Below are 23623 nucleotides of genomic sequence, written 5' to 3' on the forward strand. Positions count from 1 at the left end.
ATGCCTCCATCGGTTTCGTCGACGGCGCGCCCTTCGCGCCGACGCCGCTGTGGCTGTCCCGGCGCCGGCGGCGGCGCGTTTCGCTGCCGGCATCGTGCGCCGCCACAAGGTGCGCGCGGCCTCGATCGAGGCGCCGGTGACAAGCCTGTCAGGCGGCAATCAGCAGAAACTGGTGGTCGGCCGGGAACTCGCCCGCGCACCCCGGCTGATGATCGCCGCCCAGCCGACGAGAGGCCTCGACATCGGCTCGACCGCAGCCGTCCATGAAGCCCTCATTGGCCTGCGGGACCAGGGCGGCGCCGTGCTCCTGCTCAGCCTCGACCTGACCGAAGTCTTCACCATTGCCGACCGCATCGTGGTGTTCCGCCAGGGCCGCGTCGTCGGCGAAACGAGCACCGCAGATGCCGACATTGACCAGATCGGCCGCTGGATGTCCGGCGTCGATCAGGAAGCCAGCTCATGACGATGAATGCAACGACATCCCCTTCCAAGCTTGCCGCTGTGACCGCCGACGGCCGCCATGCCCGCATGGATCCGGAGATCGCGGCGCAGACCCTGCGTGCAGATTCCGGTGACGACGGCTGGAACCGTACGGATCTCCTGCCGCGCATGATCGCCCATTTCCAGGGCCTGTCCGGCCAGTTCGGCACGCGCGTGCTGACCTTTATCCTGACGATCGCCGCCGCGCTCGTCGCATCCGTGCCGATGATCTGGCTCGCAGGCTCCGAACTCTGGCTGACGGCGAGCGCGCTCTTCGGCGGAGCGCTCGGCAGCGGCCCGGCGATCGCGGAAACGATGGTCCAGATGATCCCGCTTCTGATTGCAGGCCTGGCGGTCGCGCTCGCCTTTCACGCGAGCCTGTTCAACATCGGCGTGGAAGGCCAGCTTTTGTTTGGCGGCCTTGTCACCGGCGTGGTCGGCGCCACCGTCGATCTGCCGCCACCGTTGCTGATGGTCGTCTGCATCCTCGCTGGCATGGCCGGCGGCGCGGCCTTCGCCCTGATCCCGGCCCTGCTCAAGGCCTATCGCGGTGCCCATGAGGTGGTGACGACGATCATGATGAATTTCGTGGCGATCGCCGTCTCTGAATATGCCGTCGCACCGACCGGCCCCTTTGTCGCCGCCGACCAGCCGTCGGCCACCGAGCGGGTCCCGGAGGGTACGCAACTGCCGATCATCTGGGACGGTACGCGCCTTCACGCCGGGCTGATCGTTGCCCTTGCCGCGGTCGCCATCGTGACATGGGTGCTCTACCGGACCCCGGGCGGGTTCCGGCTGCGGTTGCTGGGCGCCAACCAGGGCGCGGCGCGGGCAAGCGGTGTGTCCGTCGAACGGCTGACCATCATCGCATTGCTTGCCTCCGGCGCGCTCGCCGGGCTTGCCGGTGCGGTCCAGGTGCTCGGCGTCTACGGCCGGTTCTATTCCGCCTTCTCCCCCGGCTACGGTTATGACGCGATCGCGGTCGCGCTGCTTGGCGCCCTGTCCCCGGTCGGTGTGGTCGCTTCCGCCTTCTTCTTCGCCGTTCTCCATGCCGGCTCGGTTCCGCTGCAGGCGATCGCCGGTATCAGCCGGGAAATGGTCGGCGTCGTCTCCGGCCTGGTCGTGGCCTTCGTCGCCGCACAGCCGGCTGTCCTGCGTCTGCTGTCGAGCCTACGCCGGCCGGCCATAGACGATGACCTCTCCGACCTTCCGCCCGAACCTCAACCTGCGACCGCAAAAACCGCCAGCACGGAGATGCCGTCATGAGCCATCTTCTGACGATATCCCTCGTCATCAGCGCCCTTCACCTCGCCCTGCCGATCGTGATGCCCATGCTGGGCGGCCTGATCAGCGAACGCAGCGGCGTCTTGAACATCGGCCTGGAAGGCATGATGCTGATCGGCGCGTTTGCAGCCGTTCTGGTGACCTATTTCACCGGCAACCCCTGGCTGGGCCTCATCGGTGCGCTCATCTCCGGCGTCTTCTCCGGCAGCGCGCTCGCCTTGATGACCGTCACCCTGCGCGGGGATCAGGTCGTCGCGTCCGCGGCGATCAACCTGATCGGCGCCGGCCTGACGGCAGCCCTCATCCCCGTCATCTGGGACATCGACGGTCTGACGCCGAGCGTCGCCAAGATCCCGACGATCGCGGTCCCGTTCCTGTCGGACCTGCCGACGGTCGGGCGCATTTTCCGCTCGCTCAGCCTGGTGGATTACGGCTGTTTCGTCCTGATCTTCCTGGTTTGGTGGATCTTGTTCCGCACCGATGCCGGATTGCGCCTCAGGGCCTGCGGCGAGTCGGCCGAATCCGCCGATGCCGCCGGCATCCCGGTCGTCCGCACCCGCTTCTTCGCGGTGATGATGTCAGGCGTTTTCGGCGCTCTGGGCGGGGCCTACCTGTCGATCGTCACCCTGGACATGTTCCAGGCGTCCATGACGCAAGGGCGCGGCTTTCTTGCACTCGCCGCAATGGTCTTCGGCAAGTGGCGGGTCTGGCCCGGCGCGGCGGCCTGCCTGGCCTTCGGCTTCGCCGACGCGATTGCCTTGCGCGCACAGATCCTGTGGCGCGACATTCCCCATGAATTGCTGATCGCCCTGCCTTACCTGTTGGCGCTGTTCGCCATGGCGACCTTCGTCGGCCGGGCCTCCGGACCGGGCGCGGTCGGCAAACCCTTCACCCGGGCGTAATATCATGATGACCCCGATATCCCCCTCTTCCGACAACAGGAGCCTCCCATGCTTGTAAGCGAAGTCCCCGCCTTCAAGGAGTACTGGTATCCGGTGGCCTAATTCGGGCGAGATCGCCGACAAGCCGCGTGCGGTCCGCCTGCTCGGTGACAACTATGTCGTCTGGCGTGGCAAGGACGGATCGCTCGGATGCGCCGTTGACGAATGTCCGCACCGCGCCGCCCGCCTGTCCCAGGGCTGGCTGGAAGACGGCGAGATCGTCTGCCCCTATCACGGCTGGGCCTTCAACACGACCGGCGCCTGCACCCGCATTCCCCAGCAGGACGACGACATGCCGATTCCGCCGCGCGCGCGCACCCTCAACGTGCTCGTCGCCGAGCGCTACGGTCTCGTCTGGGTTTGCCCGGGCATCCCGCGCGCCGACATTCCGGACCTGCCGGAGGCCGAGGACCCGTCGTTCAAGGTGATGCACGAACTCATGGAAGTGTGGACGACATCGGCGCCGCGCGTCATCGACAACGCACTCGACCTCGCCCATGTCGCCTGGACCCACCGCAACACCATCGGCGACACCTCCGCCTCCCAGTTCCTCAGCTTCGAGATCAATCGCGACGGCCACAAGCTGACTTCGCGGGTCAGCTACAAGGCGCGGCTGACAGAAGCGTTGAAGGCCAACACCGGCCTGACCGGCGAAGGCTTCACCGTCCGCTTCACCAACAACGAACTGGTGCAGCCCTTCGTCTACAAGGACGTGATGGAATACGAGAACGGCCTGCGCCACGTGCTGTTCAAGACGGCAACCCCGGTCGATGACAATCACACCCTGTTCTGCCAGTTCATTGCCCGCAACGATGATCCGGACGAGGAAAAATGCGCCAACATCATTGCCCTGGACCGACAGATCCAGAGCGAGGACCGCGAGCTTTTGAACAACATCCGTCCCGAATTCCCGCTGGACACCCGCACGGAGATGCACTGCCGCGCCGACCGGATGACCGTGGAATACCGCAAGATCCTGGCCGAGCTTGCCCGCGAGAATTCCGACATCACACCGGATAGCGAGTGGGCGCGCCCCTTCGTCAATCCGGACAAGCAGAAGACCCCGGCTTAAGTTTCGGGCTTAGGCCGAAAACAGCTGGCCGACACCGTTTGCAGCGGCGTCGAGACCGCACAGCCTGCACATGTGCCACGCCAGCACCTGATTGCTCGACAAGACCGGCTTTCCGGTTTTCTGTTCGATCTCCGGGATGACATCCAGCGTGCGCAGATTGGTGCAGGAGATGAACACCGCCTCCACTGCGGGATCAACGGCGAGTTCCGATGCGGCCTTTGCCGCCGAGGACATGGTGATGCGCGCGACGACCGCCTCCTCGGCGGTTTCGAATGAGCCGAAGACCGGCGTTTCGATACCGTTCTCGGCAAGAACATCACGCATCCGGGAAGACACCTCCGCCACATAAGGCGACAGGAAGGCCAGCCGGTTGACGCCGAGATGCCTGCAGGCAGCAATGAGCGCCGACACGGGTTCCGTGACCGCCCGGGTGTCGGCTCCGCCATGAACCAGTTCGGCGATCTTTTTCACGCCGATGACCGAGGTTCCGGACGTGCAGCCATAGCCGACCGCATCGAACCGGGCTGGCCGCGGCAACAGGCCGGCGCTCGCGCCGATGTGGTTTTCCATTTCGGACAGGGTCGTTGCTGTCACTTCCTCACCGCTGGGAACCCGGGAGGTATGCAAGGTCGCCTCGGACGGCAAAAGTCGGCGGAGGTCGTTCTCGATTGTCTCGTCCGATTGCAGGACGATCAGTCCCAGACGCGGCTCATCGCGCTTCTCGACGTCATACGGAATTCGCACCAAGGCAACCGATCCTTTCCATGATCCGCCGGCCCGGACAGAAAGACGCCGGAGAGTGTTTCCTTGCCGCTTGAGCGTTTCATCCCCTCGAATTTTGAACTAACATTAACAGGGAAAATTGATCTCAAAACCCGTTTGAATTCCGACATTTGAAAAACAGAAGCAAAATCGTTCGGAAAAATGATCGGATAAAATCAATATGGACCTGTCCGCTTCCGACCTGACGATCCTCCGACTGCTGCAGAACAATGCAAGGGAGCGGCTCGAGACCATTGCAACGGAGACCGGGCTTTCCGTCGCCACCGTCCAGCGGCGCATCCGGAACCTGAAGGCCGAAGGCGTGATCCTTGCCGAAGAGGCGCTGATCTCGCCCAAGGCGGTCGGCTACACCATGACCTTTCTGGTCATGGTGGAACTGGAGCGCGAGCGGATCGACCAGATTGACGCCTTCCGGAGAAAAGCGAAGGGCGAGCCGCAGGTGCAGCAGTGCTACTACATCACCGGCGAAGCCGATTTCGCCCTCATCGTCCTGGCAAAGGACATGGAGGACTACGAACGGCTGACCCACCGGCTGTTCTTTGAGGATTCCAACGTGAAGCGGTTTCGCACATCCGTAGTCATGGACCGGACCAAGGTCGGGATGAACATTCCCCTGGGTTGATCGATGGGACGTCTGCCCGGGCTGCGAGCCTGCTTCGCTTGAACAGAACAGGCATATAGAACACGCAGGATTGCGAAATTTTCTCATATTTTCCCGGCGCCTTGATGTTCTTAGGTCGATTTCCCGCCTTATCATGAAACTCATGAAGCTTGAGAACCTCCACACCAAGGCCACGTCCGCGCCCCGTCTGTTTCGGTCCGCCCCGGATCGCCCGATGGCGATGCTGCGGCAGTGTCCCGCCTACCAGGCGACGCCGCTCCGGCAACTGCCTGAGTTGGCGGAAGAGCTCGGTATCGGCGCCCTCACCGTCAAGGATGAAACCCGGCGCATGCGCCTTGGCAGCTTCAAGGCCCTGGGCGGTGTCTTCGCGATCGCCCAGATGCTACAGGATGCCTCCGGCACCACGGACCTGACGGGCGAGACGGCGCGAAAGGTCGCCGCCGGCATGACCCTCATCACAGCCAGCGCCGGCAATCACGGACTGTCGGTCGCCGCCGGCGCCCGCATCTTCGGCGCCCGCGGCATCATCGTGCTCAGCAGTTCCGTTCCCGAAGGCTTCGCCGAAAGAATCCGAAACGCGGGAAGCGACGTCATCCGCGTCGAGGGCTCCTACGAAGACAGCGTCCAATACGCGATCGAGGCAGCGGAGAAGAACGACTGGCTGCTGCTGGCCGACGGCTCCTGGGAAGGTTACACGGAACGCCCGGCCCTGATCATGGAAGGCTATACGGTTCTGGCCGAAGAATGCCGACAGGCCTTCGAAGAGACCGGCACCTGGCCGACCCATGTCTTTCTGCAGGCCGGCGTCGGCGGCCTCGCCGGTGCGGTCGCCGCGCACATTCGCGACCATTGGGCCGTCCAGCCGGAAATCATCATCGTCGAACCGGAGGCGGCCCCCTGCCTCCTGAAAAGCGTCAAGGCCGGAAAGCTCACCCGGGCGGACGGTCCGGAATCGAATATGGGCCGCCTCGACTGCAAGGACGCCTCTCTGATCGCCTTTGACGCCCTGCGCCGGGATGCGGACGTGTTCGTGACCGTTACGGACGCCGAAGCCAGGGAAGCGGCCTGTCTCTACGCGGCGCAGGAGATCTTCACCACACCCAGCGGCGCAGCCCCGCTCGCCGCCCTGCGAAACCTGCAACCCGGCCCAGATACCCGCGTCTTGCTGATCGCGACCGAAGGCCCGGAGCAGGTCTGAACCGCGTCGGGTCAGTCGTCCCCACTGCCGAAGTCGGCGAGTGCGATTGGGGTGTTCGCCCCATACGAAGCAGCCATCCGGTCTGGCACCTTTCCTTCATCGACAAACCGATGACAACCGCTCCGAGAGAGCACACAGGAAAGGAACAGACCCATGAAACTCTTTGCAAAAACCGCCACCGCCGCTGCCATGCTCGCCGTCGCAGGCGCTGCTTCCCTGTCCGTGACTGCCCCGGCTTCCGCCGGCTTCGACATCTGCAAGAAGGTCCATATCTCGATCAAGAATAACACCGGCGGCCCGATCCAGCTGTACGACTTCGACTACCGCGATTTCGGTTCCAACCGCTGGCGCTCGGAGAACACCCCGAACCGGGTGATCCGCAATGGCGGCTCCTTCAGCGTGACCCGCAACCTGGAAGGCGTGAACAACGCCAAGACCTTTGTCCGAGTCCAGTTCCGGAAGCTGAAGTCCAACGGCAAGTGGGAACGTTCCAAGTCCTGGTACGCAGACTCCGCCACTTCCGTCTGCACCCGCGGCAAGAGCTACCGCATCGTCTTCCGCTAAGACCACAGTCGAAAAAAACGCCGCACCGTTCTTCCCGGTGCGGCGTTTTTTTTTTGCAAACCTGTCCTCACCGATCCGAATGAAGGATCAGAGCTCCTTGGACGGATCGATCATGCCCTCCTTCAGGGCACGCGCCATGAGCTGAGGAACGGAATGGACGTTCAGCTTCTGCATCAGGCTGGTGCGGTGTTTGTCGACCGTCTTGATGCTGATCCCTAACCCTTCGGCGATTTCCTTGTTGGACCGCCCGGCCAGAATCATGTTCAGCGTCTGCCGCTCCCGGTCGGTCAGCACCGGCGGCCGGGGCGTTTCTTCCAGGATCTTCAGAAAATATTCCGAGATATGCCGCTGACCTCGCAGGATACCGGGCAGTTTCTGATAGAACTCCGTGTTGTCCGACGCCTTGGAGAAAAGCCCGTCGACCCCGGCCTCGACGAGATCGGACACGAGGCCGACCGCCGAGATGCCGGTCAGAACCACAACCTTCGTGTCCTTCGACCAGCGCCGCGCCTCGACCAGTACCTCGACCCCGCCGGCCATGGGCATGGAGACATCGAGCAGCAACAGGCTCGGCCGGTGTTTTCTGATTTCGGCAATCGCTGTGAGGCCGTCGCCGGCTTCGGCCAGGACCTTGATCCCTTCCGGTTCGATCAAGCCCGGTTTTTCAAGTGCATCCTTGAGCCCTGCGCGTACAATTGCATGATCGTCGGCAATAATTGCATTGTATCTTTGTTCGTTCACGGCTCACGATCCATTCGATGCTGTTCCGCCAAATCTGACATGCCTTTGGGGAAATGACCAGAATTCCGCGCCTGTGCCTGCTCCTCTTCTTCAGCCTGTTCCTGTCCGGCATTGCGCATGCGGACACCGTGAACCTGCAGCCGGGACACGGCATTGCCGATCTGAAGCCGCACCTGACCTACACCAGCGACCCCAAGGCATCGCTGGCTGAGATCCTGAAACAGTTCCGGGAGGGCCAATTCGGTTCCGATATGGACGCCTCCATGCTGGCGACGAACTACGCGCCGGAAGCCTGGGCCGCGGTCGAGATCTACAATGCGACCCTCGACGACGGCCGCGATCCCGATCCTTTCGTCCTGACGATCGACCTGCCGCTGGTCAGCGAAGTCGATGCCTATGTCGTCCGGGAAAGCGGCCTGACCGAGAACCTGCTCGACTATTCGATTTTCGAGCCCTTCGTGCCCGAGGCGCATTCCGTTACCCGGCTAAGGACCCCTGTTTTCACCATAGCGCCGCAGGAACGCGTGACGCTTCTGGTCAATTTCAAGTTCGGCCCGTTCCAGTCCTTCGACATAGCCTTGGAAACCCCCGTCGAACTGGAAGCCTCGGCCTTTGCAGCCGGCGTCGGCGGCACCGCCTTTTACGCCTTCACCCTGTCCTGCCTGATCTTCTTTTTAGGCTTCCATCTGGCGATGAAGAACTGGATCGGCCTTCTCTACGCGGTGCAGTTCGCGGTCGGTCTCGGCATCCTCGCCTATATCGACGGTCTTTGGTTCCGGTTCTTCTTTCCCGACAACCCGGATCTGCAGTCGCCGGTGGGTTTCTTCCTGCTGTTTTCCCTGTCCGCCAACGGCTTTTTGATCTCCGCCCAGTCCCTTGTCCGTAACGGCAAGAGAACGACGCTGTCAAAGGTTCTGGCCGCGCTCGCCATCCTGCCGGTCGCCGGGTTCATCATTTCGTTCTATTCGCCCGGCACCTACACAGCCTTCTTCGGCTACGTGCTTCTTGCGCTGATGTTCGCTGCCGTTTTCGTCACCAGCATGGACTGGCGCAAAAGGGAAGGACCGATCCATCTGACGGGCGTGCTGATCTCGGCCCTCGGCACGATCCTGATCATTGCAATGATCGTGACGATCGTGATCGGCAGCCGGGCGGAGCTCATTCCGGCGACCATCGCCGTGAAGGGCATCTTCTCCATCCTGATGATGTCCACCATGACCGGCCTGACCGCGCATATCATCAACCTGCGCCGGAACCACGCCAAGGCCGTGGAGGCCGAACTCACCGCGCTGGAAGGCGAAGCCAGGCGCAGTCAAGAGCTCCTCGTCGCCGAACGCAACTACACCCGCGCCCGGGAACTGGCGAGCCTGCGCCAGCGCCAACTGGCGACTGCCTCCCACGACCTGAAACAGCCGATCATGTCCCTGAGGATGAATTTCGACAGCCTCGCCGAACATGTCGCGCCGGAAGTACGGCAGAGACTGAAGGAAGCCTTCGACTACATGGAGGCACTCTCCAACGATTACCTGCGGGAGACGACGCCCGGCTCTGTAGATGGCGCTCAGGAGGAAGCCGGCGAAATCGAAGAAACACCGGCGGGAGAACAGGAAGTCTACGAGGTCGCCCTGGTGCTCGATACCGTGTACCAGATGTTCCACGAGGAGGCCGTTTCAAAAGGGCTTCAACTGCGCCGGGTCCCGTCGAGCAAGACAATTGCCGTGCCACCGCTCATCCTCATGCGCATCGTCAGCAACCTGGTCTCCAACGCGGTGAAATATACGGATAAAGGCAGCGTCCTGATCGGCGTTCGCGACCGGGGCACGGCGATTGATCTCTGTGTCCTGGATACGGGAACCGGCATGGATACAGACGAGATCGAAGCTTTTTCGCAGGCCTACAACAAGGGCGAGACCTCAACCGGCCATGGCCTGGGCCTGTCCGTCTGCTTCGAACTGTCCAGGGACAACGGCATGGAGCTCTCCTGCCACTCCGAAAAGGGAAAAGGGACCCGGTTCACGTTGAGCATTCCGCATGCGGCATGAACGGGGCTTTCCGGGACCATTCGGGCGTCCCGAAAACCGAGTTTCCTCAACGTCACCCTTAAGCTAAAGTTCGCCAAACGATGTGAGGCGAAGAGAATGCTGGCGCGGTTTTTTATTCTGAATTTTTTCTTGATCCTGTTTGCCGGACTTGGCGTTTTCGAAGCCTCCGCGAAGACCCTGAAAGCCTCCAATTCCGAAATTGCCGCGTTCCTGAAAGCCGATGTGAACAAGGACAAGGTCCTGTCGAAACGCGAATTCAGGACCTTCATCCGCGCGTTGGCGGATTTCGGCCAGTCGACGGCGAAAAAGATCCGCTTCTTCGGAGTCTACGGCTACGCCTTTTCCGTGGTCGACAAGAACAAGGACGGTATCGTCACACCCCAGGAAATGCGCTCCGCCGACGACGATTTCAAAAAAGGGAAATAACAGTTCCGCCTGACCGTTGGTGCCGGCGGTTCTGCTGGGCAATCAGTCGAGTTGAGAACTTATGGACTTGGCTTTGTTCCGGAACACCCTCACACGATATTCCACGCTCTCACCGACGAGTTCCACGACCCTCGGCTTCCGGCCGTCACGGGTCACCTCGTAGGTTCCTTCCGGCACGTTTTTGATCTCGAGTGTCCGCGTTCTGGATCCCATGCAATCGGCAGGACCGATCTTGCTTGTCTTCCTCAGCGGTTTGAAAAGAAAGCTGCCGCTGATCTCGATCCGCCGCGCGGCCTTGTCGAAGGACGCAGAAAAATATTCCGACAGCTTTCCGCCGGAATGGCCTGACCGGCATCCGGTGAAAAAGGTAACGCGAACCGTGTGATCTTCCGCCGTCCAGCGGAAATCCATGTTCGAGCGGATTTTTCTGTAGCCGCCGTCCGCCGCATCTGCGGCAAAAGCATTGGTCATGAACGCTGGTACCATCAATGTGGCGCAGGCAAAGCCTTTCAAGGTCCTGGTTGTCATCGATCCGATCCTTTCCTGTGTCAATGAAAGAAGGATCGCGGAAGATGCGCTCAGGCCCCATGGGGGCGACACCCCATTTTGGAGGGGCTTTGGATCGCCCCGGGACGCACCGGGCATCGCGTCCCCGGAACACAAGAAAAAAGCCGGATGAAACATCCGGCTTTTTTTGTTTCCTGGCAGAGTTCGATCAGAACGGGGCGAAGAGGCGAACACCTTCGCGGGCTCCCGCGCAGACCCGGCCGCCGCAATTGGCGAATGCCCGGTTGATCAACTGGTCCTGCCGGCCCTTCACGTTGCGCCATCCGTTCTGCACGAACCGACCGGTCTTCGACTTGCCCAGCACCTTGTTGGTGCCCTTGGAAACGGCCCGCATACCCTTGTTGAAGCCTTTGCCGGCCTTGCTCGCGCCTTTGCCGGTGTTCTTCAGGATACCACCAATCGGCTTCATGATGCCGCGCTTGGCCTGGGCGCTGCGGCCAGCCTTTTCCAGGGCGCGGCCGAACTTGTTGAGACCCTTGGCCACGAACTGAACTTTCTTCTTGGTGCCGGCTTCGGCGACCGACGGGTGAGCGATCGAAACGGCGCCGTAGGAAACGGTGGCGGCGACCATGACCATGGTGAAGACCTTGGCGGCTTTCTTGAGAACGGTAAATGCAAACATCGGATAGTCCCTTCATCTCTGGGCGGTGCGTCACCGCGTTTTCGATGAAAGGATGATGCTTGGCGGACGGCCCTCATCCCATGGGGTCGATCCCCCATATGATGGACGCTGGTTCAAAAAGCTGTACGTCGGTTGGCCGGAGCCTTACCGGACGCGTCTTGCAGCCCGGTAGCGCAGCGCCTCGTAAATCGGCTCGTCCCGAAGCACCGACGGCACCAGCATCGCGCCGAAGCAGGCCGCAAGCAGCGGCAGCAGCAAAGCGGAACTGCCGGTCATCTCAACCACGAGGACGATCCCGGTCAGGGGCGCACGCACCACACCGGTAAAAAGAGCGGCCATGCCGACGAAGGCAAAGGCTTCGATCTGAAGCCCCATGCCGGGAAACGTGACGTTGCAGGCCGACCCGAAGGCAAGCCCGGCCAGCGAACCGAGTAGAAGCAGGGGCGCGAACAATCCGCCCGGGGTCGCAGCCGCATAGGAGGCCGCGCCGAGGACGAAGCGGATCAGGAAGATCAGGGGAACGAGCATCAGCGGCAACTGGCCATTCAGCGTCATCTGGGTCAGATTATCGCCGCCGCCAACAAGGTTCGGAGCGGTCCAGGCGAGAGCACCGACTGCTGCTCCAATCACCGCGGCGCGCAATTCCACGGGCCCGCCGATCCAGTCGGCGACGACAAGGGTTCCGAGAAGGCTGCGGTTATAGAGGATCGCCAGCAGACCGGCGAACAGCCCAAGCACCAGGAACAGGGGCAGCGCCCCGATCCCCCCGGCAACGAGTTCGCCCACGGAAAAGTCCGGTGCGTCTCCGGTGATGTGGCGCGACACGGCGATCGCCCCTGCCGATGCTCCGAGAGCCACCACCGCCATGCGGGGTTCAAACCGGCCGACCAGCTCTTCCAGAACGAAGATCGATCCTGCCGCAGGCGCATTGAACGCGGTGGCGAGGCCCGCGCCCGCGCCGCCGGCGATCAGCGACCGGCGGTCCGCTTGATCCCGCCGGAAGACGCGCCCCACAAGATGGGCAAGGCTCGCGCCCATCTGCACGCTCGGTCCTTCCCGGCCAAGCGCAAGGCCCACTGTGATCGACAGCCATCCCCCGATGAACTTGATCGGTATCAGCCACACGGGCGCCGGCTTGAGTTCCCCGTCGAGCACGGCCTCCACATGGGGAATGCCGCTGCCGGAAGCCATCGGCGCAATCCGCCGCACCAGGGTAGCCGAAAGCGCGGTGGCGAGCGCCGCCACGCCCATGGCCAGGAGAAGTCCGCCGATCTCGTAACCCCTGGACAACGCCAGAACCGAATCCCGCAACCCGGCCCCGTAGTCGAGCGCCAGACGGAAAACAGCCCCAACCGCGCCGGCACCTATCCCTGTAAGGATGGCGAGAAAAGCAAGCGGGACGAGCGAACCCGGTTTCGCCGGGATCTCTGCGGTCTGCTGCTCTGTCTCCATGTTGCCCCCTGCCATGCTTCTGGCGCGGATTCGTAAGTGCCAACCTTGTACACATCGGTTCTCGTTTGAAAACAACGCAAATTGACATTCCGGAACGGCAGACGCCGGAAACTTCCGGGAACCGGGCACGAGCGGTCCATTGCCCTGTGGACGGCACGCCGTCCTCTGGAGGAAACGCGGCCCCTGGCAGGAACAGCCGTAATCCAGAGCGCACCCCGGCCCGGATGATCCACGTCAATGCACAAACGCAACCGCTCAGGCGCAATCTGTAACCATCACGACTTACAGCGGTATCCACATGCGCCGTATATGCCTGACCTTGAGCTGCCTCCTCCCGATCGTTCTGACAGGAACAGTTCCTGCAACATCGCAGGACGCGTCTGAAATAACGTTCTGGGAGAGCGTCCGAAACACCGACGACCCGGCCGAACTGAAAGCCTATCTCGACGCCTATCCGGCCGGACAATACGCACCGCTCGCCCGTCTTCGGATGAACAGGCTCTCCGGTGAACCAGCCGGAGAAACCCAGACGCCGGAAAAGACCGACTTTGCGGCGCTGGTGACCGACTGTGATCTTTGGGCGTCCCATCCGGCCGATTCCGAAAAACTCGCCGGGGGCGTTGAATTCGACTGGATCGATACGGAGAAGGCGCTTCAAGCGTGCAAGGCGGCCGTTGCGCAATATCCGAATGTTCCCCGCCTTCGTTATCTGCTCGCCCGTCCCCTGAACAAGGCCGGGCTCCTGGACGAAGCCGCCAGAGAAGTCGAATCTGCTGCACTCGCAGGCTATCCGGCAGCCATGCTTCTGCTGGGGTTCCTTTACCGTAACGGACAAGGTGTCCCTCAGGACATGGAGCAAGCCCTGCGCTGGTACGAAAAGGCGGCAGAGAACGGAAATCCCCTGGCCACGACGACAGTCGGCCTCCTTTACCTGGAAGGCAAAGAGTTCCCGCAAGACTTCGACAAGGCGGCGAAATGGCTTCTGAAAGCAGCGTCCTTGGGCGAGGCCCAGGCCATGTACAATCTGGGCTTCATGTATCTCAACGGTTCCGGCGTCCCGCAAGACCCGGACAAGGGGGTGCAATGGCTGCGTCAGGCCGCGGAAAAAGGCTACGCCAATGCGGCGCTCGAGCTTGCCCAGATGTATGAACAGGGAAGCGTCGTCGCGCGAAACCTCAAGGAGGCCTATAATTGGTATTTGAAGGCAGCCCAGGATGGTAGCGCGTATGCGAACTATCATCTTGTCGGGGTGTATCTGCAGGGACAGGGCTTCGCCCGGTACGACGAAGCCGCAGCGTCGTTCCTGTTCCAGGCACTCCAAGGCGGCTACATCATCGAACCGGATCAACTGGCAGAAGAAGGGCGGAAATGGGGTCCTTCCTTCTGGAAGAAATTTCAAGGCATCCTGAAAGAGGAAGGCTTCTATACCGGTGCCCTGGATGGCGGCTTCGGGCCCCAGACGAAGCGCGCCGTCGAGGCGCTTTCGAATTCCCGCTTCGTCGATACGGACAGGACATCCGCCGCAGACACTGATGACAGACCGATGCTCGTGAACATCCCCGAGCTCAACGTGTTTCCAAGACCCAGCGTACGGGCCAACCGGATGGGCGCGGTCGTGATGGGAGACCGGGTCACTGCGCGGCGGTGGCATACCGATGCGAAAGGGGACAACTGGGCACGGGTCTGCACCTACCGCTTCTGCGGTTGGGTTGCTGCTGAGTTTCTCAAGGATGCCCCGGCGGAGGCGCTGGTGCCAATCCAACCGAGCCAGCCCCAGGTGATCGAGGCTCCGATCACACCGGAAACTCCGACTGTCGATTCAGTCACTGCCCCTTTGGAAGGCCTGGGAACGCTGGACTGAGGCGGAGGAGCGGGAGGAAAAGATGGCTTGGCTGGCACTAGACCGCTGGATCCTTCGGATCGCTGCCGGGATTTTCCTCTCATCCGGCATCCTCTGCGCCGGAAGCCTTTCCGCGCAGGCGGAGCCTGTCACCGAGTATATCGAGCCGCTTCGCATCCAGTCCGCCCGTCTGGAAAAGCTGAATGCGTTGCTCGATGACATGATCACCGGCGAAACACTGCAGAACATGAACGCCTGCCAGCGCGACCCGGCCATCGAGGCGGCGATCATCGGCCGGGGCCTCCACGTTCAGACGCGGGACTTCTATGAACTGCTGCGCAAGTTCCGTCGCTCGGACACCCGCCGCGGACTGGCCGAAGAGCTGGAACTCATCTCGAAAAACGGGAAGCTGATCGACGAGATGCTCGACAAGCATCGCAACTTAAAAGGCGTCAAGCTTCCGCCGATCCCCGATGAAGGCAAGGAGCGGATCCGGCGCCAGATCCGCAAGGCCGTTCTCGACTACGTTGAACAAAAACTCTCCGGCAAGCTGGAAAGCGAAGGCCTGAAGGATCTTCTGACCAGCCGGAGCTGGCAGGAACTGCACGACAAGGCCGTATTCCATGTTGAACGCAGGGTCAGGGAGGAAATCGAGGAAGAAACCGAGCGCATGTTCGGCCTTCGGTTTCATGACGAAAAATCGGCCTTGAACGCGCTGCGGCGCCACGCGCGGCGCAAGGTGGAGCAGGCCATTACCAAGCTGCTGGTCAAGATCACCTCCAACGAGATCCTGCTCGAATTCGCCGGACGCAAGATCCTGGAATGGCTGGAAACCGATATCTGGCCGAAAATCCGGGAAGGGCTCAGGTTCAAAGGCCATCTGAACGACCGCACGGCCCGCTCGATCGCAACGATGGACGACGCGATCCTGCGCCTTCAGGCGCATACCGGCAGTGCGAAACTGGATCAGGTGCGCCGCTCCCTGGAGGCGGCAAGCGCCACTATCTACGCGGCCCGCTATCTGCAACGCGACATCGCACGCGCCGGCCGGGAAGACCTGAGCGCCAAATTGCAGGCCGCGATAACCCGCCTCGACCACCGGATACTTCGAACGAAGGAGCGCTTTCTCCTGCAACGCGAGCAAGAACTGGGATCGCTGGAGGAACTGGAACTGGTCCTGCGGGACGATCTGGGCGAGCTGCAGAAGATCACAGGCAGAATGCCCGATGGCAGCCCAGGGCCGAAAAGCGCGTATTTCATCGTCAAGGTGGCCGGCTCCGGCTTCATCCCCCATTGGGCAGGCGGTAGCTACGAGGTCACCGGATCGGACCAGTTCGTCTTCGAAGTGAAGCGCGACGAGGACCTACAGAGCAAGCTGACCACGTACCTGTCGACCATCAATCACGACATCTGCGCCATGAAGACCCCGGGCGGCATGATTTCCAAACAGGCACGGCCGGCCATCTGGAATGCCGGCCCGCAACTGACCGTCGTCTGCGGACCTTTCTTCGAACGCGGGAATATCGACAAATCCATGGTTTACGCCGACTGGAAGGATATCCGGGATGATGCCCCTTATCTTGGCGAGCTGAGAAAGAGGGCGGGCTGTGAGTAGGTCGAAAACACAACGAGCGCTGAAAAGCGTCTTCGCCCTTTTCCTCGTCCTTGCCGGGACGATCGCATCAGCCGAGGCACAGGAGATCGGAGATCCCTGGCTGGAATCCCTGCGCGGGGCCACCGGAACCGTGATCGGAGATCTGACACCACGGTTTGGCGATGACGCCGAGACGGGGACAGCAGCAGGAACCGGAACACCTCCTGGCGCGGAAGGAACTGCAACGGCTGCCGACCCGGCCGACCAAAAAACCGCAGGCTACATCCGGGAATGGATTGAGATAGCCGAACCGCCGCAGAACGTCACCGAAGGGGCCCGGTTCCACTACACCTATCGAGGCAACATGGTCGGCACCACCGCGGACGGCGGCATCATCACCTCCGCCCATGAGACCGGCGCTTTCGACCCTGTGTTTCTGTGGCAGAACCGGCGCAGCCTCGATTCGGTCAATCACTGCACGATGGAGGACTATGTCGTCGCCAGACTGGCCGGCCAACCGGTGGATCATTGTCGCGGCCGGTACAAGGCAGAGCCGACCTTCGACGGCGACCGGATCAATCAGGCCATCGCCGCCTGCCGGTTCAAGGACGCCAAGGCCCTGATTGAAAAGATCGGCACGGACAAGACGCGGCAACCGTTCAGGCAACGCTATGACGAGGCCTTCGCCCACGAAGAACAGACCAAGGCCCTTTTCGCCAAGGCGGATGCGGCCTTCCGGAACTGCGATTTCGAAGACGCCCAGGCTGATCTTGAAAAGGCTGCGCGAAACACAGCCTGCGAACGATACGCGAAGCAAATTGATACGGCCATTGCCAAGGTCACCGCGGGAGCCGCCCGCGAGCAAAAGACCAAACACCTGTTTTCCGAGGCGGACCGTTTGTTCAAACAAGGAGAGTTCGCAACCGCCCTCACCCGGCTTGCCGGCGCCAGGGCCAATACCCAGTGCAAACGCTACATATCCCGGATCGATGAGGCGATCGAAAAGGTCCAGGGTGAAATCGCCCGGGCCGATACGGTCGCCCCGTCTCCGGTCAACCCGCCGGTTACCCCTCCGCAACCGCCCCCCGTCGCTTCCGGCAGCGGGATAAATGCCCAACCGAGCCCGTTCGTCGGGATCTGGGCCCTTTCACCCGCCGCCTGCACGGCAACCGGGGCAGTGCCGCGCCGGTCCGACGGAAAAGCACCCGGTTCGATCGCGGGCGCCATCGAGCAGGGTATCGGGGAAGCGATTGAAATCGCGACCAAGACATTCGCCTTCAAGTTTGCCGCGGACGGCACCTTGCACGTGATCAAGTCAGGCGGCCCGCCCGTTCGCTACGGAACATGGAACGTGAAGGGCAATGTGCTGACGACCTTCACCGAAATCGACGGCGACACGGATACGCAGACCATTCTCGAAACGAGACCGGATCGGATCATCCTGGGCAGTTCGCGAGGCAACAAGCAGATGACCATGTACCGGTGCTCTGCCGCACCGGTCGCGAATAAGGCAACCGGCCCGAGCGCACAATCCGGACCGGACCAAATCATCGGCCGCTGGTCCATCGCCCAGGTACAGGGCCACCGGATCGTCGGCATGCGCGGCTATGGGGTGGAAACCGTGATCGACATCGCACCTGTCCCCGGCAGCAATCCGCCAGCCTATATCGGAACGCTCGTGCGCGCCGGACCCAAGTTCGAAACGGCACGCCCCGGCGAACAGATCATGCGATTTGAGATCCTGCCCGACCTGACCGAGAGCCACAAAAAGCCCTTCTACGAGGTGAGAGGACGGATCCTCTACACCAGGAAAATTGGCGATTGGCAAAAGCTCGGACGGGCTTACCTCGATTTCGACAAGGACCTGAACACGGAGGTGCTCACCGGCAGCATCGTGCCCTGGATCCGCGGCGAACCGGATCAATAGAGCCAATAGCGGCGGAGCCTGAGACCGGATCACTTAGGCGGCGTCCTATCGCCCAAGGCTTGAAATTCCCGCGCCACTCCTGCCTTATGCTCGCCGTTACCGGAGGAAAACCAAACACATGGTCGATATCGCCACCCGCGTCTATAACCACAAATGGAAGATCGACCCGATCGTCCGCTCGCTGATCGACACGGATTTCTACAAGCTGCTGATGTGCCAGTCGGTGTTCCGCAACAAGCCGGAAACGACCGTCACCTTCTCCCTGATCAACCGCGCCAAGGACATTCGTCTGGCGGAAATGATCGACGAGGGAGAGCTGCGCGAACAGCTCGACCATGTCCGCTCCCTGTCGCTCAGCCGCGGCGAGAGCACGTGGATGCGCGGCAACATGTTCTACGGCAAGCGCCAGATGTTCCGCTCCGACTTCATGGAATGGTTCGAGAACCTGCGCCTGCCGGCCTATACGCTCGAAAAGCACGACGGCCAGTATGAGCTCACCTTCGAGGGCAAATGGCACGAGGTCATGCTCTGGGAAATCCCCGCGCTCGCGATCCTTATGGAACTGCGTTCCCGCGCCGTGATCAATTCCATGAAGAAATTCGAGCTGCAGATCCTCTATGCCCGGGCCATGACCAAGCTCTGGGAAAAGATCGAACGCTTGCAGCCCTTGGACGGGCTCCGGATTGCAGACTTCGGCACCCGCCGCCGCCACTCCTATCTCTGGCAGGACTGGTGCGTTCAGGCGATGACGGAAGGCCTGGGCGACAAGTTCACCGGCACCTCCAACTGCCACATCGCCATGCAGCGCGATCTGGAAGCCGTCGGCACCAATGCCCATGAGCTGCCGATGATCTATTCAGCGCTGGCGGAGACTGATGAGGACCTGGCTGAAGCGCCTTATGACGTCCTGCGCGACTGGCACGAAGAGCACGACGGCAACCTGCGCATTATCCTGCCCGATACCTACGGTTCCAAGGGCTTTCTCGACCGTGCGCCAGACTGGCTCGCAAGCTGGACCGGCATCCGCATCGATTCAGGCGATCCGGCCACAGGCGCGGAGACCGCGATCGACTGGTGGAAATCCAAGGGCGAAGACCCGACGAAAAAGCTCGTCATCTTCTCCGACGGACTCGACACCGACAAGATCATCGAACTGCACCAGCAGTTCTCCGGCCGCGTCCGCACCTCCTTCGGCTGGGGAACGCTCCTGACCAACGACTTCCGCGGCCTGACCCCAGGGGATGCGCTCGCCCCCTTCTCCCTGGTCTGCAAGGCGGTTACCGCCAACGGCCACCCGACGGTGAAACTCAGCGACAACCCGAACAAGGCCATGGGCCCGGCCGACGAAATCGCCCGCTACAAGCGGGTGTTCGGCGTCGGGGAACAGGAAGCGATGGAAGTGCTGGTTTAAGGCAAGGATCAAAGACACTCCGGCGTTCAAAAATGCCGGTCGGCCTTTGTCTCGACTGCGACATCCAGGAAGCTGCAGATCAGTTTCAGCTCCCGTTTGTCCGCCGGGATGGCGATACAGTCGCTGTATTCTTCCGCCATTTCGTCGATGGGAATGGCTGCCAGTTCTTCGGAGGGATAAAGGCTGTTTTTCAGGAGCAGACCGATGCCCAGACCATGCAGGATCGCCTCCTTCACCATCGGAAACGTGGTGGTGCGGATGATCCGCGGAAACTCCAGTCCGTGTTCACGGATCTTGCGCTTGGCAACCTTCTCGGTCAGCGAACCGTCTTCCGGAAGAATGAGGGTTTCCTGCTGCAAGTCGCGCAACGAGATCCTTTTGCGCGCGCCCAGCGGATGGTCCTTTCGCACATGGGCCATATAGACCGTGCGGCGCAGTTCATGGGTAAACAGCGCCTCGCTTCGCTCCGGTTCGGTAATGATGGCAACATCGACCTGGCGCTCTGACAGGAGCGTCATGGCGCTGGTCCAGTCATAGAGCGTAAAATCGATCTGAACCTTCGGGAACAACTCGCCGTAGCGCGCGATGATCGGCATGGCGGGACGCGGCGCATTCGCGATCAGGCGAATGTGGCCATCGGTCAAGGAGCTGTAGTCGTTGACCTTTTCCGTGACCAGTTGGTCCAGGGTCGCGAGCCGGTCGGTGATCCGGAAGAGTTCGCTGCCTGCCCGCGTCAGTTCCACCCCGTCACGGCGGCGGACGAACAGCTGGGTCCCCATTTTCCGTTCCAGCTTGGCCACATGCTGCGTGACTGAGGATTGCGTCACCTCCAGCCGGGACGCGGCGCGGGAGAAGCTTTTCTCGCGGGCGACATAGGTGAAAGCGGTGATCTGGTAGGGGCTCGGGCGGTCGTTCATGACAGTTCCGTGTTGGATTCCGCCACAGACTCTAGCCGTCATTAGCAACGCTAATATTACGTCACAGACATTTCAATCAGCCTGTCTAGGGTGCCGCCAGCGACCAGAAAAGGCGGGACCATGTCTGAAATTCATCTAGAGGCGATCCGGAAGTCGTTCGGCGAAACGCCGGTTCTGAAAAACATCGACCTGTCGATCAGGGCCGGTGAATTTCTGACGCTCGTCGGGCCGTCCGGGTGCGGAAAATCGACGCTGCTCCGGATCTTGGCCGGCCTCGAGGCGCCCAGCGCCGGATCGGTGTCGATCGGCGACAGGGTGGTCAACGGCGTGCGCCCGGCCAACCGGAACCTGGCCATGGTGTTCCAGTCCTACGCGCTTTACCCGCACCTGACCATCGAGGACAACATGATGACGCCGCTGCGGCTGCGGGACCTGTCCACCGCCGGGCGCCTGCCGTGGATCGGCCCGCTGCTTGCCCGGGAGAAATACCGGGACATACGCCGGCAGGTGGAAGAGACAGCCCGGATCCTGCGCATAGAGAACCTGCTTCAACGCAAGCCCGGCCAGCTTTCCGGCGGTCAGCGGCAGCGCGCTGCACTCGGCCGGGCAATGGTGCGCAAGCCCGTGGCCTTTCTCATGGACGAGCCGCTGTCCAATCTCGACGCAGCGCTGCGCATCCACATGCGATCCGAACTCGCCGAGCTTCACCGCTCGCTGAAAACCACCTTCGTCTATGTCACCCACGATCAGGCGGAAGCGCTCACCATGTCCGACCGGATGGCGGTGATGATGGACGGGGACATCCTTCAACTCGGTGCGCCGGACGAGGTCTACAACAATCCGCACGACATCCGGGTGGCGGAATTCGTCGGTGCGCCGAAGATCAATCTCCTGCCGGGCGTCATCGACAGCGCCGGACAGGCGCGATGTGGCGACGTCGTCCTGTCCCGGGTGGGCGTAGGTGCTGCCTCCGACAAGGTGACCATTGGTCTGCGCCCGGAACATCTGTCGCTTGCCGACAGCGATGAGGCGGGCAGCCTGACGGGACGGCTCGTACACCGGGAAAACCTTGGCGCCGATCTTTATCTTCATCTGGCCGTCCAGGACGGAGCGCACCGGATGGTCGTCCGCACCGCGCCCCATGAAATCGGCCGCGTTTCCATCGGCGACGATGTCCGCTTCGTCCGCAAACGCGGCGAAGCGATGGTGTTCGGGTCGGACGGCAAAAGGGTCCACCTGTCCGAGACGCCGGCGGCCGCCGTGCCGGAGGTGGCGTGATGGCCCGTACCCAGGCCCACTGGTGGTTCGTCGGCCCGGCCTTGTTTCTGATGGTCGTCATCCTGCTCATGCCGATCGGCATCGCGGGGCTGCTCAGCTTCACCGAATACAGTCTCGGCAATCCCGATGCCCATTGGGTCGGGCTGGACAACTACGGCAAGATCCTGACCCGTTCGACCTACGAGAAAATGTTCGGCGCCACCTTCCGTTATGTGTTCGTCGTCGTGCCGCTGTCGGTCGGCCTCGGGCTCGGCGCCGCGCTGCTGATCCATTCCACCAGACGTTTTTCTGACCTTTACAAGACGATCTACTTTCTGCCCGTAATGGCGGCCCTGATCGCCATGGCGATCGTCTGGGAATTCGCGCTGCATCCGACCATAGGCATCGTCAACCGCACACTGGAACAGGGCTGCGGCACGTTCCTGGAGACCTGGGGTTGGTACGCGCAAGGCTGCGCGAACGGCTTTCCGACCTGGTTGACTGACCGCGACTACGCGATCTGGACGGTGGCCTTCATCGGCGTCTGGCAGGGCTTCGGCTTCAATATGGTGCTTTACCTCGCCGGCCTTACTTCAGTGCCCAGAGAGCTCTATCACGCAGCTGAAATGGACGGTGCGAAATCCGCCTGGGACCGCTTCCGGCTGGTGACATGGCCGATGCTCGGACCGACGACCGTGTTCGTGGTGACCATCTCCTTCATCCGCTCGTTCCAGGTGTTCGACACGGTCGAGGCCTTCTATCCCCAGGGCGGCGGGCCGTCGAAATCCGTCTACGTGATGATGTTCGCCATTTACGAAAAGGCCATCCAGCAGAACCTGATGGGCATCGGCGCGGCGATCACCGTCGTCTTCCTCGCCTTCGTGATGCTGCTGACCGTCATCCAGAGATGGCTGGTCGAAAGAAGGGTGCACTACGCATGACCGACATGACCCTGTCCTCCCCCACTGCCTCGTCCTCCGCACACACGGATGGCTACCGGTTCTCCGTTGGCGAGACCCTCAAGCATGCGGTGCTGATCCTGGGTGCGCTCGTCGTGCTGCTGCCGTTCTACGTGATGGTCAGCTACAGCCTGAAGAGCCCCGCAGAAATCATGCAGAACACCGGCGGCTTCTTCGGCGCCCAGGAAGCCTTTCGCGACGACTATTGCGTGAAGCTCGGCAAGGACGTGGCCGACTGCATGGTCACGCCGGTGATCTACAACTACACCACCGCGTTCCAGAAGGCGCCGCTGTTGCGCTACCTGCTCAACGGCGTGATCGTCACCGCATCGATCTTCTTCATCCAGGTGCTGGTCGCGCTGCCCTGTGCCTATGCCCTCGCCAAGCTGCGGTTCTGGGGACGGGAGGCGGTCTTCGGTCTGGTTCTCTTCTGCCTTCTGATCCCGGTCCATGCGATCGCCCTGCCGCTTTACATCATGCTGGCGAAGCTCGGACTGACGAACACCTACGCGGCCCTGGTCATTCCCTGGTCCATCTCCGTCTTCGGCATCTTTCTCATGCGCCAATTCTTCATGACGGTTCCCGACGACCTGATCGACGCGGCCCGCATGGACGGAATGAGCGAGTTCTCGATCATCTGGAACGTAATGCTGCCGACCGCGATCCCGGCGCTGCTGGCCTTCGCGATCTTCTCGGTGGTGGCGCACTGGAACGACTATTTCTGGCCGCGGATCGTCATCACCGGCGACCGCTCGCTGTTCACGCCGCCTCTGGGCCTGCGCGAATTCAAGGGCGACGCGGACGGCGACAACTTCGGCCCGATGATGGCAACGGCGACCATCATCGTGGCGCCGCTGATCGTGGCCTTCCTGATCGCCCAGCGGCGCTTCATCGAGGGCATCACCCTGAGTGGCATGAAGTAGA

General features: G+C 61.9%; 22 protein-coding genes and 1 pseudogene. 17 read left to right on the forward strand and 6 right to left on the reverse strand.

What is annotated here, in order from left to right:
• Positions 1 to 49: 49 nt before the first annotated feature.
• From ABIN98_RS16550 to ABIN98_RS16570, 5 genes and pseudogenes are all read left to right on the forward strand, one after another.
• Entirely contained in the window at positions 50 to 463 is a 414-nt protein-coding gene (locus ABIN98_RS16550; RefSeq protein WP_346911689.1) for a hypothetical protein, read from the forward strand.
• A complete protein-coding gene (locus tag ABIN98_RS16555; RefSeq protein ID WP_346911690.1) occupies positions 460 to 1746 on the forward strand; it encodes an ABC transporter permease in 1287 nt (428 codons plus the stop codon). Before ABIN98_RS16550 ends, ABIN98_RS16555 begins: the two co-directional genes overlap by 4 nt.
• Entirely contained in the window at positions 1743 to 2666 is a 924-nt protein-coding gene (locus ABIN98_RS16560; protein ID WP_346911691.1) for an ABC transporter permease, read from the forward strand. Before ABIN98_RS16555 ends, ABIN98_RS16560 begins: the two co-directional genes overlap by 4 nt.
• Positions 2667 to 2805: 139 nt before the next feature.
• Positions 2806 to 2934: pseudogene (locus ABIN98_RS16565) on the forward strand (Rieske 2Fe-2S domain-containing protein); the annotation flags it as partial.
• Positions 2935 to 2997: 63 nt separating this feature from the next.
• The gene (locus ABIN98_RS16570; RefSeq protein WP_346911693.1) at positions 2998 to 3777 is read left to right on the forward strand and encodes a hypothetical protein; all 780 of its coding nucleotides are present in this window, start codon (positions 2998 to 3000) and stop codon (positions 3775 to 3777) included.
• 9 nt (positions 3778 to 3786) lie between these two features.
• Here ABIN98_RS16570 and ABIN98_RS16575 read toward each other — a convergent pair whose 3' ends face one another.
• On the reverse strand, positions 3787 to 4521 hold the full coding sequence (locus ABIN98_RS16575; protein ID WP_346911719.1) for an Asp/Glu racemase: 735 nt from the start codon (positions 4519 to 4521) through the stop codon (positions 3787 to 3789).
• Positions 4522 to 4720: 199 nt separating this feature from the next.
• On the opposite strand from ABIN98_RS16575, the gene ABIN98_RS16580 reads away from it, so the two are divergent.
• From ABIN98_RS16580 to ABIN98_RS16590, 3 genes are all read left to right on the forward strand, one after another.
• Complete coding sequence (locus tag ABIN98_RS16580) at positions 4721 to 5182, forward strand: Lrp/AsnC family transcriptional regulator (RefSeq protein ID WP_346911694.1); 462 nt, start codon at positions 4721 to 4723, stop codon at positions 5180 to 5182.
• A 142-nt stretch (positions 5183 to 5324) separates the two neighbouring features.
• On the forward strand, positions 5325 to 6380 hold the full coding sequence (locus ABIN98_RS16585; RefSeq protein WP_394701527.1) for a diaminopropionate ammonia-lyase: 1056 nt from the start codon (positions 5325 to 5327) through the stop codon (positions 6378 to 6380).
• Between the two features lie 153 nt (positions 6381 to 6533).
• Entirely contained in the window at positions 6534 to 6944 is a 411-nt protein-coding gene (locus tag ABIN98_RS16590) for a hypothetical protein (protein ID WP_346911696.1), read from the forward strand.
• Positions 6945 to 7031: 87 nt separating this feature from the next.
• On the opposite strand, the gene ABIN98_RS16595 is transcribed toward ABIN98_RS16590, so the two are convergent.
• Complete coding sequence (locus tag ABIN98_RS16595; protein ID WP_346911697.1) at positions 7032 to 7685, reverse strand: response regulator transcription factor; 654 nt, start codon at positions 7683 to 7685, stop codon at positions 7032 to 7034.
• A 53-nt stretch (positions 7686 to 7738) separates the two neighbouring features.
• Between ABIN98_RS16595 and ABIN98_RS16600 the strand changes: the two genes are divergently transcribed.
• Positions 7739 to 9727, forward strand: coding sequence for an ATP-binding protein (locus ABIN98_RS16600; protein ID WP_346911698.1), 1989 nt, complete (start codon positions 7739 to 7741; stop codon positions 9725 to 9727).
• A gap of 96 nt (positions 9728 to 9823) precedes the next feature.
• The gene (locus ABIN98_RS16605) at positions 9824 to 10153 is read left to right on the forward strand and encodes a hypothetical protein (protein ID WP_346911699.1); all 330 of its coding nucleotides are present in this window, start codon (positions 9824 to 9826) and stop codon (positions 10151 to 10153) included.
• Between the two features lie 42 nt (positions 10154 to 10195).
• Here the strand turns inward: ABIN98_RS16605 and ABIN98_RS16610 are convergent, their stop codons facing one another.
• The 3 genes from ABIN98_RS16610 to clcA form a co-directional block, all read right to left on the reverse strand.
• Entirely contained in the window at positions 10196 to 10681 is a 486-nt protein-coding gene (locus tag ABIN98_RS16610) for a hypothetical protein (RefSeq protein ID WP_346911700.1), read from the reverse strand.
• Between the two features lie 187 nt (positions 10682 to 10868).
• Positions 10869 to 11342, reverse strand: a complete 474-nt coding sequence (locus ABIN98_RS16615; protein ID WP_346911701.1) for a hypothetical protein — start codon at positions 11340 to 11342, stop codon at positions 10869 to 10871.
• 144 nt (positions 11343 to 11486) lie between these two features.
• Positions 11487 to 12794 (reverse strand): H(+)/Cl(-) exchange transporter ClcA, encoded by a 1308-nt coding sequence (gene clcA / locus ABIN98_RS16620; RefSeq protein ID WP_346911702.1) that lies wholly within the window; start codon positions 12792 to 12794, stop codon positions 11487 to 11489.
• Between the two features lie 298 nt (positions 12795 to 13092).
• Here clcA and ABIN98_RS16625 point away from each other — a divergent pair, with 298 nt between their 5' ends.
• From ABIN98_RS16625 to pncB, 4 genes are all read left to right on the forward strand, one after another.
• Positions 13093 to 14655, forward strand: coding sequence for a hypothetical protein (locus ABIN98_RS16625; RefSeq protein WP_346911703.1), 1563 nt, complete (start codon positions 13093 to 13095; stop codon positions 14653 to 14655).
• Between the two features lie 22 nt (positions 14656 to 14677).
• Positions 14678 to 16249: a hypothetical protein gene (locus ABIN98_RS16630; protein ID WP_346911704.1), complete on the forward strand. Its 1572-nt coding sequence runs from the start codon at positions 14678 to 14680 to the stop codon at positions 16247 to 16249.
• Positions 16242 to 18155: a hypothetical protein gene (locus ABIN98_RS16635; protein WP_346911705.1), complete on the forward strand. Its 1914-nt coding sequence runs from the start codon at positions 16242 to 16244 to the stop codon at positions 18153 to 18155. The genes ABIN98_RS16630 and ABIN98_RS16635 overlap by 8 nt, the downstream gene beginning before the upstream one ends.
• Positions 18156 to 18273: 118 nt before the next feature.
• Entirely contained in the window at positions 18274 to 19566 is a 1293-nt protein-coding gene (gene pncB / locus ABIN98_RS16640) for a nicotinate phosphoribosyltransferase (RefSeq protein ID WP_346911706.1), read from the forward strand.
• A 26-nt stretch (positions 19567 to 19592) separates the two neighbouring features.
• Here pncB and ABIN98_RS16645 read toward each other — a convergent pair whose 3' ends face one another.
• Complete coding sequence (locus tag ABIN98_RS16645) at positions 19593 to 20483, reverse strand: LysR family transcriptional regulator (protein WP_346911707.1); 891 nt, start codon at positions 20481 to 20483, stop codon at positions 19593 to 19595.
• 120 nt (positions 20484 to 20603) lie between these two features.
• Here ABIN98_RS16645 and ABIN98_RS16650 point away from each other — a divergent pair, with 120 nt between their 5' ends.
• Genes ABIN98_RS16650 through ABIN98_RS16660 form a run of 3 tightly spaced genes read left to right on the forward strand, consistent with a single transcriptional unit; the run spans position 20604 to position 23622 of the window.
• Positions 20604 to 21761 (forward strand): ABC transporter ATP-binding protein, encoded by a 1158-nt coding sequence (locus ABIN98_RS16650; RefSeq protein WP_346911708.1) that lies wholly within the window; start codon positions 20604 to 20606, stop codon positions 21759 to 21761.
• Positions 21761 to 22681 (forward strand): sugar ABC transporter permease, encoded by a 921-nt coding sequence (locus ABIN98_RS16655; protein WP_346911709.1) that lies wholly within the window; start codon positions 21761 to 21763, stop codon positions 22679 to 22681. Before ABIN98_RS16650 ends, ABIN98_RS16655 begins: the two co-directional genes overlap by 1 nt.
• The gene (locus tag ABIN98_RS16660; RefSeq protein ID WP_346911710.1) at positions 22678 to 23622 is read left to right on the forward strand and encodes a carbohydrate ABC transporter permease; all 945 of its coding nucleotides are present in this window, start codon (positions 22678 to 22680) and stop codon (positions 23620 to 23622) included. The genes ABIN98_RS16655 and ABIN98_RS16660 overlap by 4 nt, the downstream gene beginning before the upstream one ends.
• Position 23623 lies beyond the last annotated feature (1 nt).

It is taken from the genome of uncultured Roseibium sp., from assembly GCF_963675095.2.
Lineage (GTDB): Bacteria > Pseudomonadota > Alphaproteobacteria > Rhizobiales > Stappiaceae > Roseibium.

Bases quoted from the DNA above. Each gene is read 5' to 3' on its own strand.
- ABIN98_RS16555 (WP_346911690.1), top strand. From the start codon at position 460: ATGACGATGAATGCAACGACATCCCCTTCCAAGCTTGCCGCTGTGACC.
- ABIN98_RS16560 (WP_346911691.1), top strand. From the start codon at position 1,743: ATGAGCCATCTTCTGACGATATCCCTCGTCATCAGCGCCCTTCACCTC.
- ABIN98_RS16570 (WP_346911693.1), top strand. From the start codon at position 2,998: ATGCCGATTCCGCCGCGCGCGCGCACCCTCAACGTGCTCGTCGCCGAG.
- ABIN98_RS16580 (WP_346911694.1), top strand. From the start codon at position 4,721: ATGGACCTGTCCGCTTCCGACCTGACGATCCTCCGACTGCTGCAGAAC.
- ABIN98_RS16585 (WP_394701527.1), top strand. From the start codon at position 5,325: ATGAAGCTTGAGAACCTCCACACCAAGGCCACGTCCGCGCCCCGTCTG.
- ABIN98_RS16590 (WP_346911696.1), top strand. From the start codon at position 6,534: ATGAAACTCTTTGCAAAAACCGCCACCGCCGCTGCCATGCTCGCCGTC.
- ABIN98_RS16600 (WP_346911698.1), top strand. From the start codon at position 7,739: ATGACCAGAATTCCGCGCCTGTGCCTGCTCCTCTTCTTCAGCCTGTTC.
- ABIN98_RS16605 (WP_346911699.1), top strand. From the start codon at position 9,824: ATGCTGGCGCGGTTTTTTATTCTGAATTTTTTCTTGATCCTGTTTGCC.
- ABIN98_RS16610 (WP_346911700.1), bottom strand. From the start codon at position 10,681: ATGACAACCAGGACCTTGAAAGGCTTTGCCTGCGCCACATTGATGGTA.
- ABIN98_RS16615 (WP_346911701.1), bottom strand. From the start codon at position 11,342: ATGTTTGCATTTACCGTTCTCAAGAAAGCCGCCAAGGTCTTCACCATG.
- clcA (WP_346911702.1), bottom strand. From the start codon at position 12,794: ATGGAGACAGAGCAGCAGACCGCAGAGATCCCGGCGAAACCGGGTTCG.
- ABIN98_RS16625 (WP_346911703.1), top strand. From the start codon at position 13,093: ATGCGCCGTATATGCCTGACCTTGAGCTGCCTCCTCCCGATCGTTCTG.
- ABIN98_RS16630 (WP_346911704.1), top strand. From the start codon at position 14,678: ATGGCTTGGCTGGCACTAGACCGCTGGATCCTTCGGATCGCTGCCGGG.
- pncB (WP_346911706.1), top strand. From the start codon at position 18,274: ATGGTCGATATCGCCACCCGCGTCTATAACCACAAATGGAAGATCGAC.
- ABIN98_RS16645 (WP_346911707.1), bottom strand. From the start codon at position 20,483: ATGAACGACCGCCCGAGCCCCTACCAGATCACCGCTTTCACCTATGTC.
- ABIN98_RS16650 (WP_346911708.1), top strand. From the start codon at position 20,604: ATGTCTGAAATTCATCTAGAGGCGATCCGGAAGTCGTTCGGCGAAACG.
- ABIN98_RS16655 (WP_346911709.1), top strand. From the start codon at position 21,761: ATGGCCCGTACCCAGGCCCACTGGTGGTTCGTCGGCCCGGCCTTGTTT.
- ABIN98_RS16660 (WP_346911710.1), top strand. From the start codon at position 22,678: ATGACCGACATGACCCTGTCCTCCCCCACTGCCTCGTCCTCCGCACAC.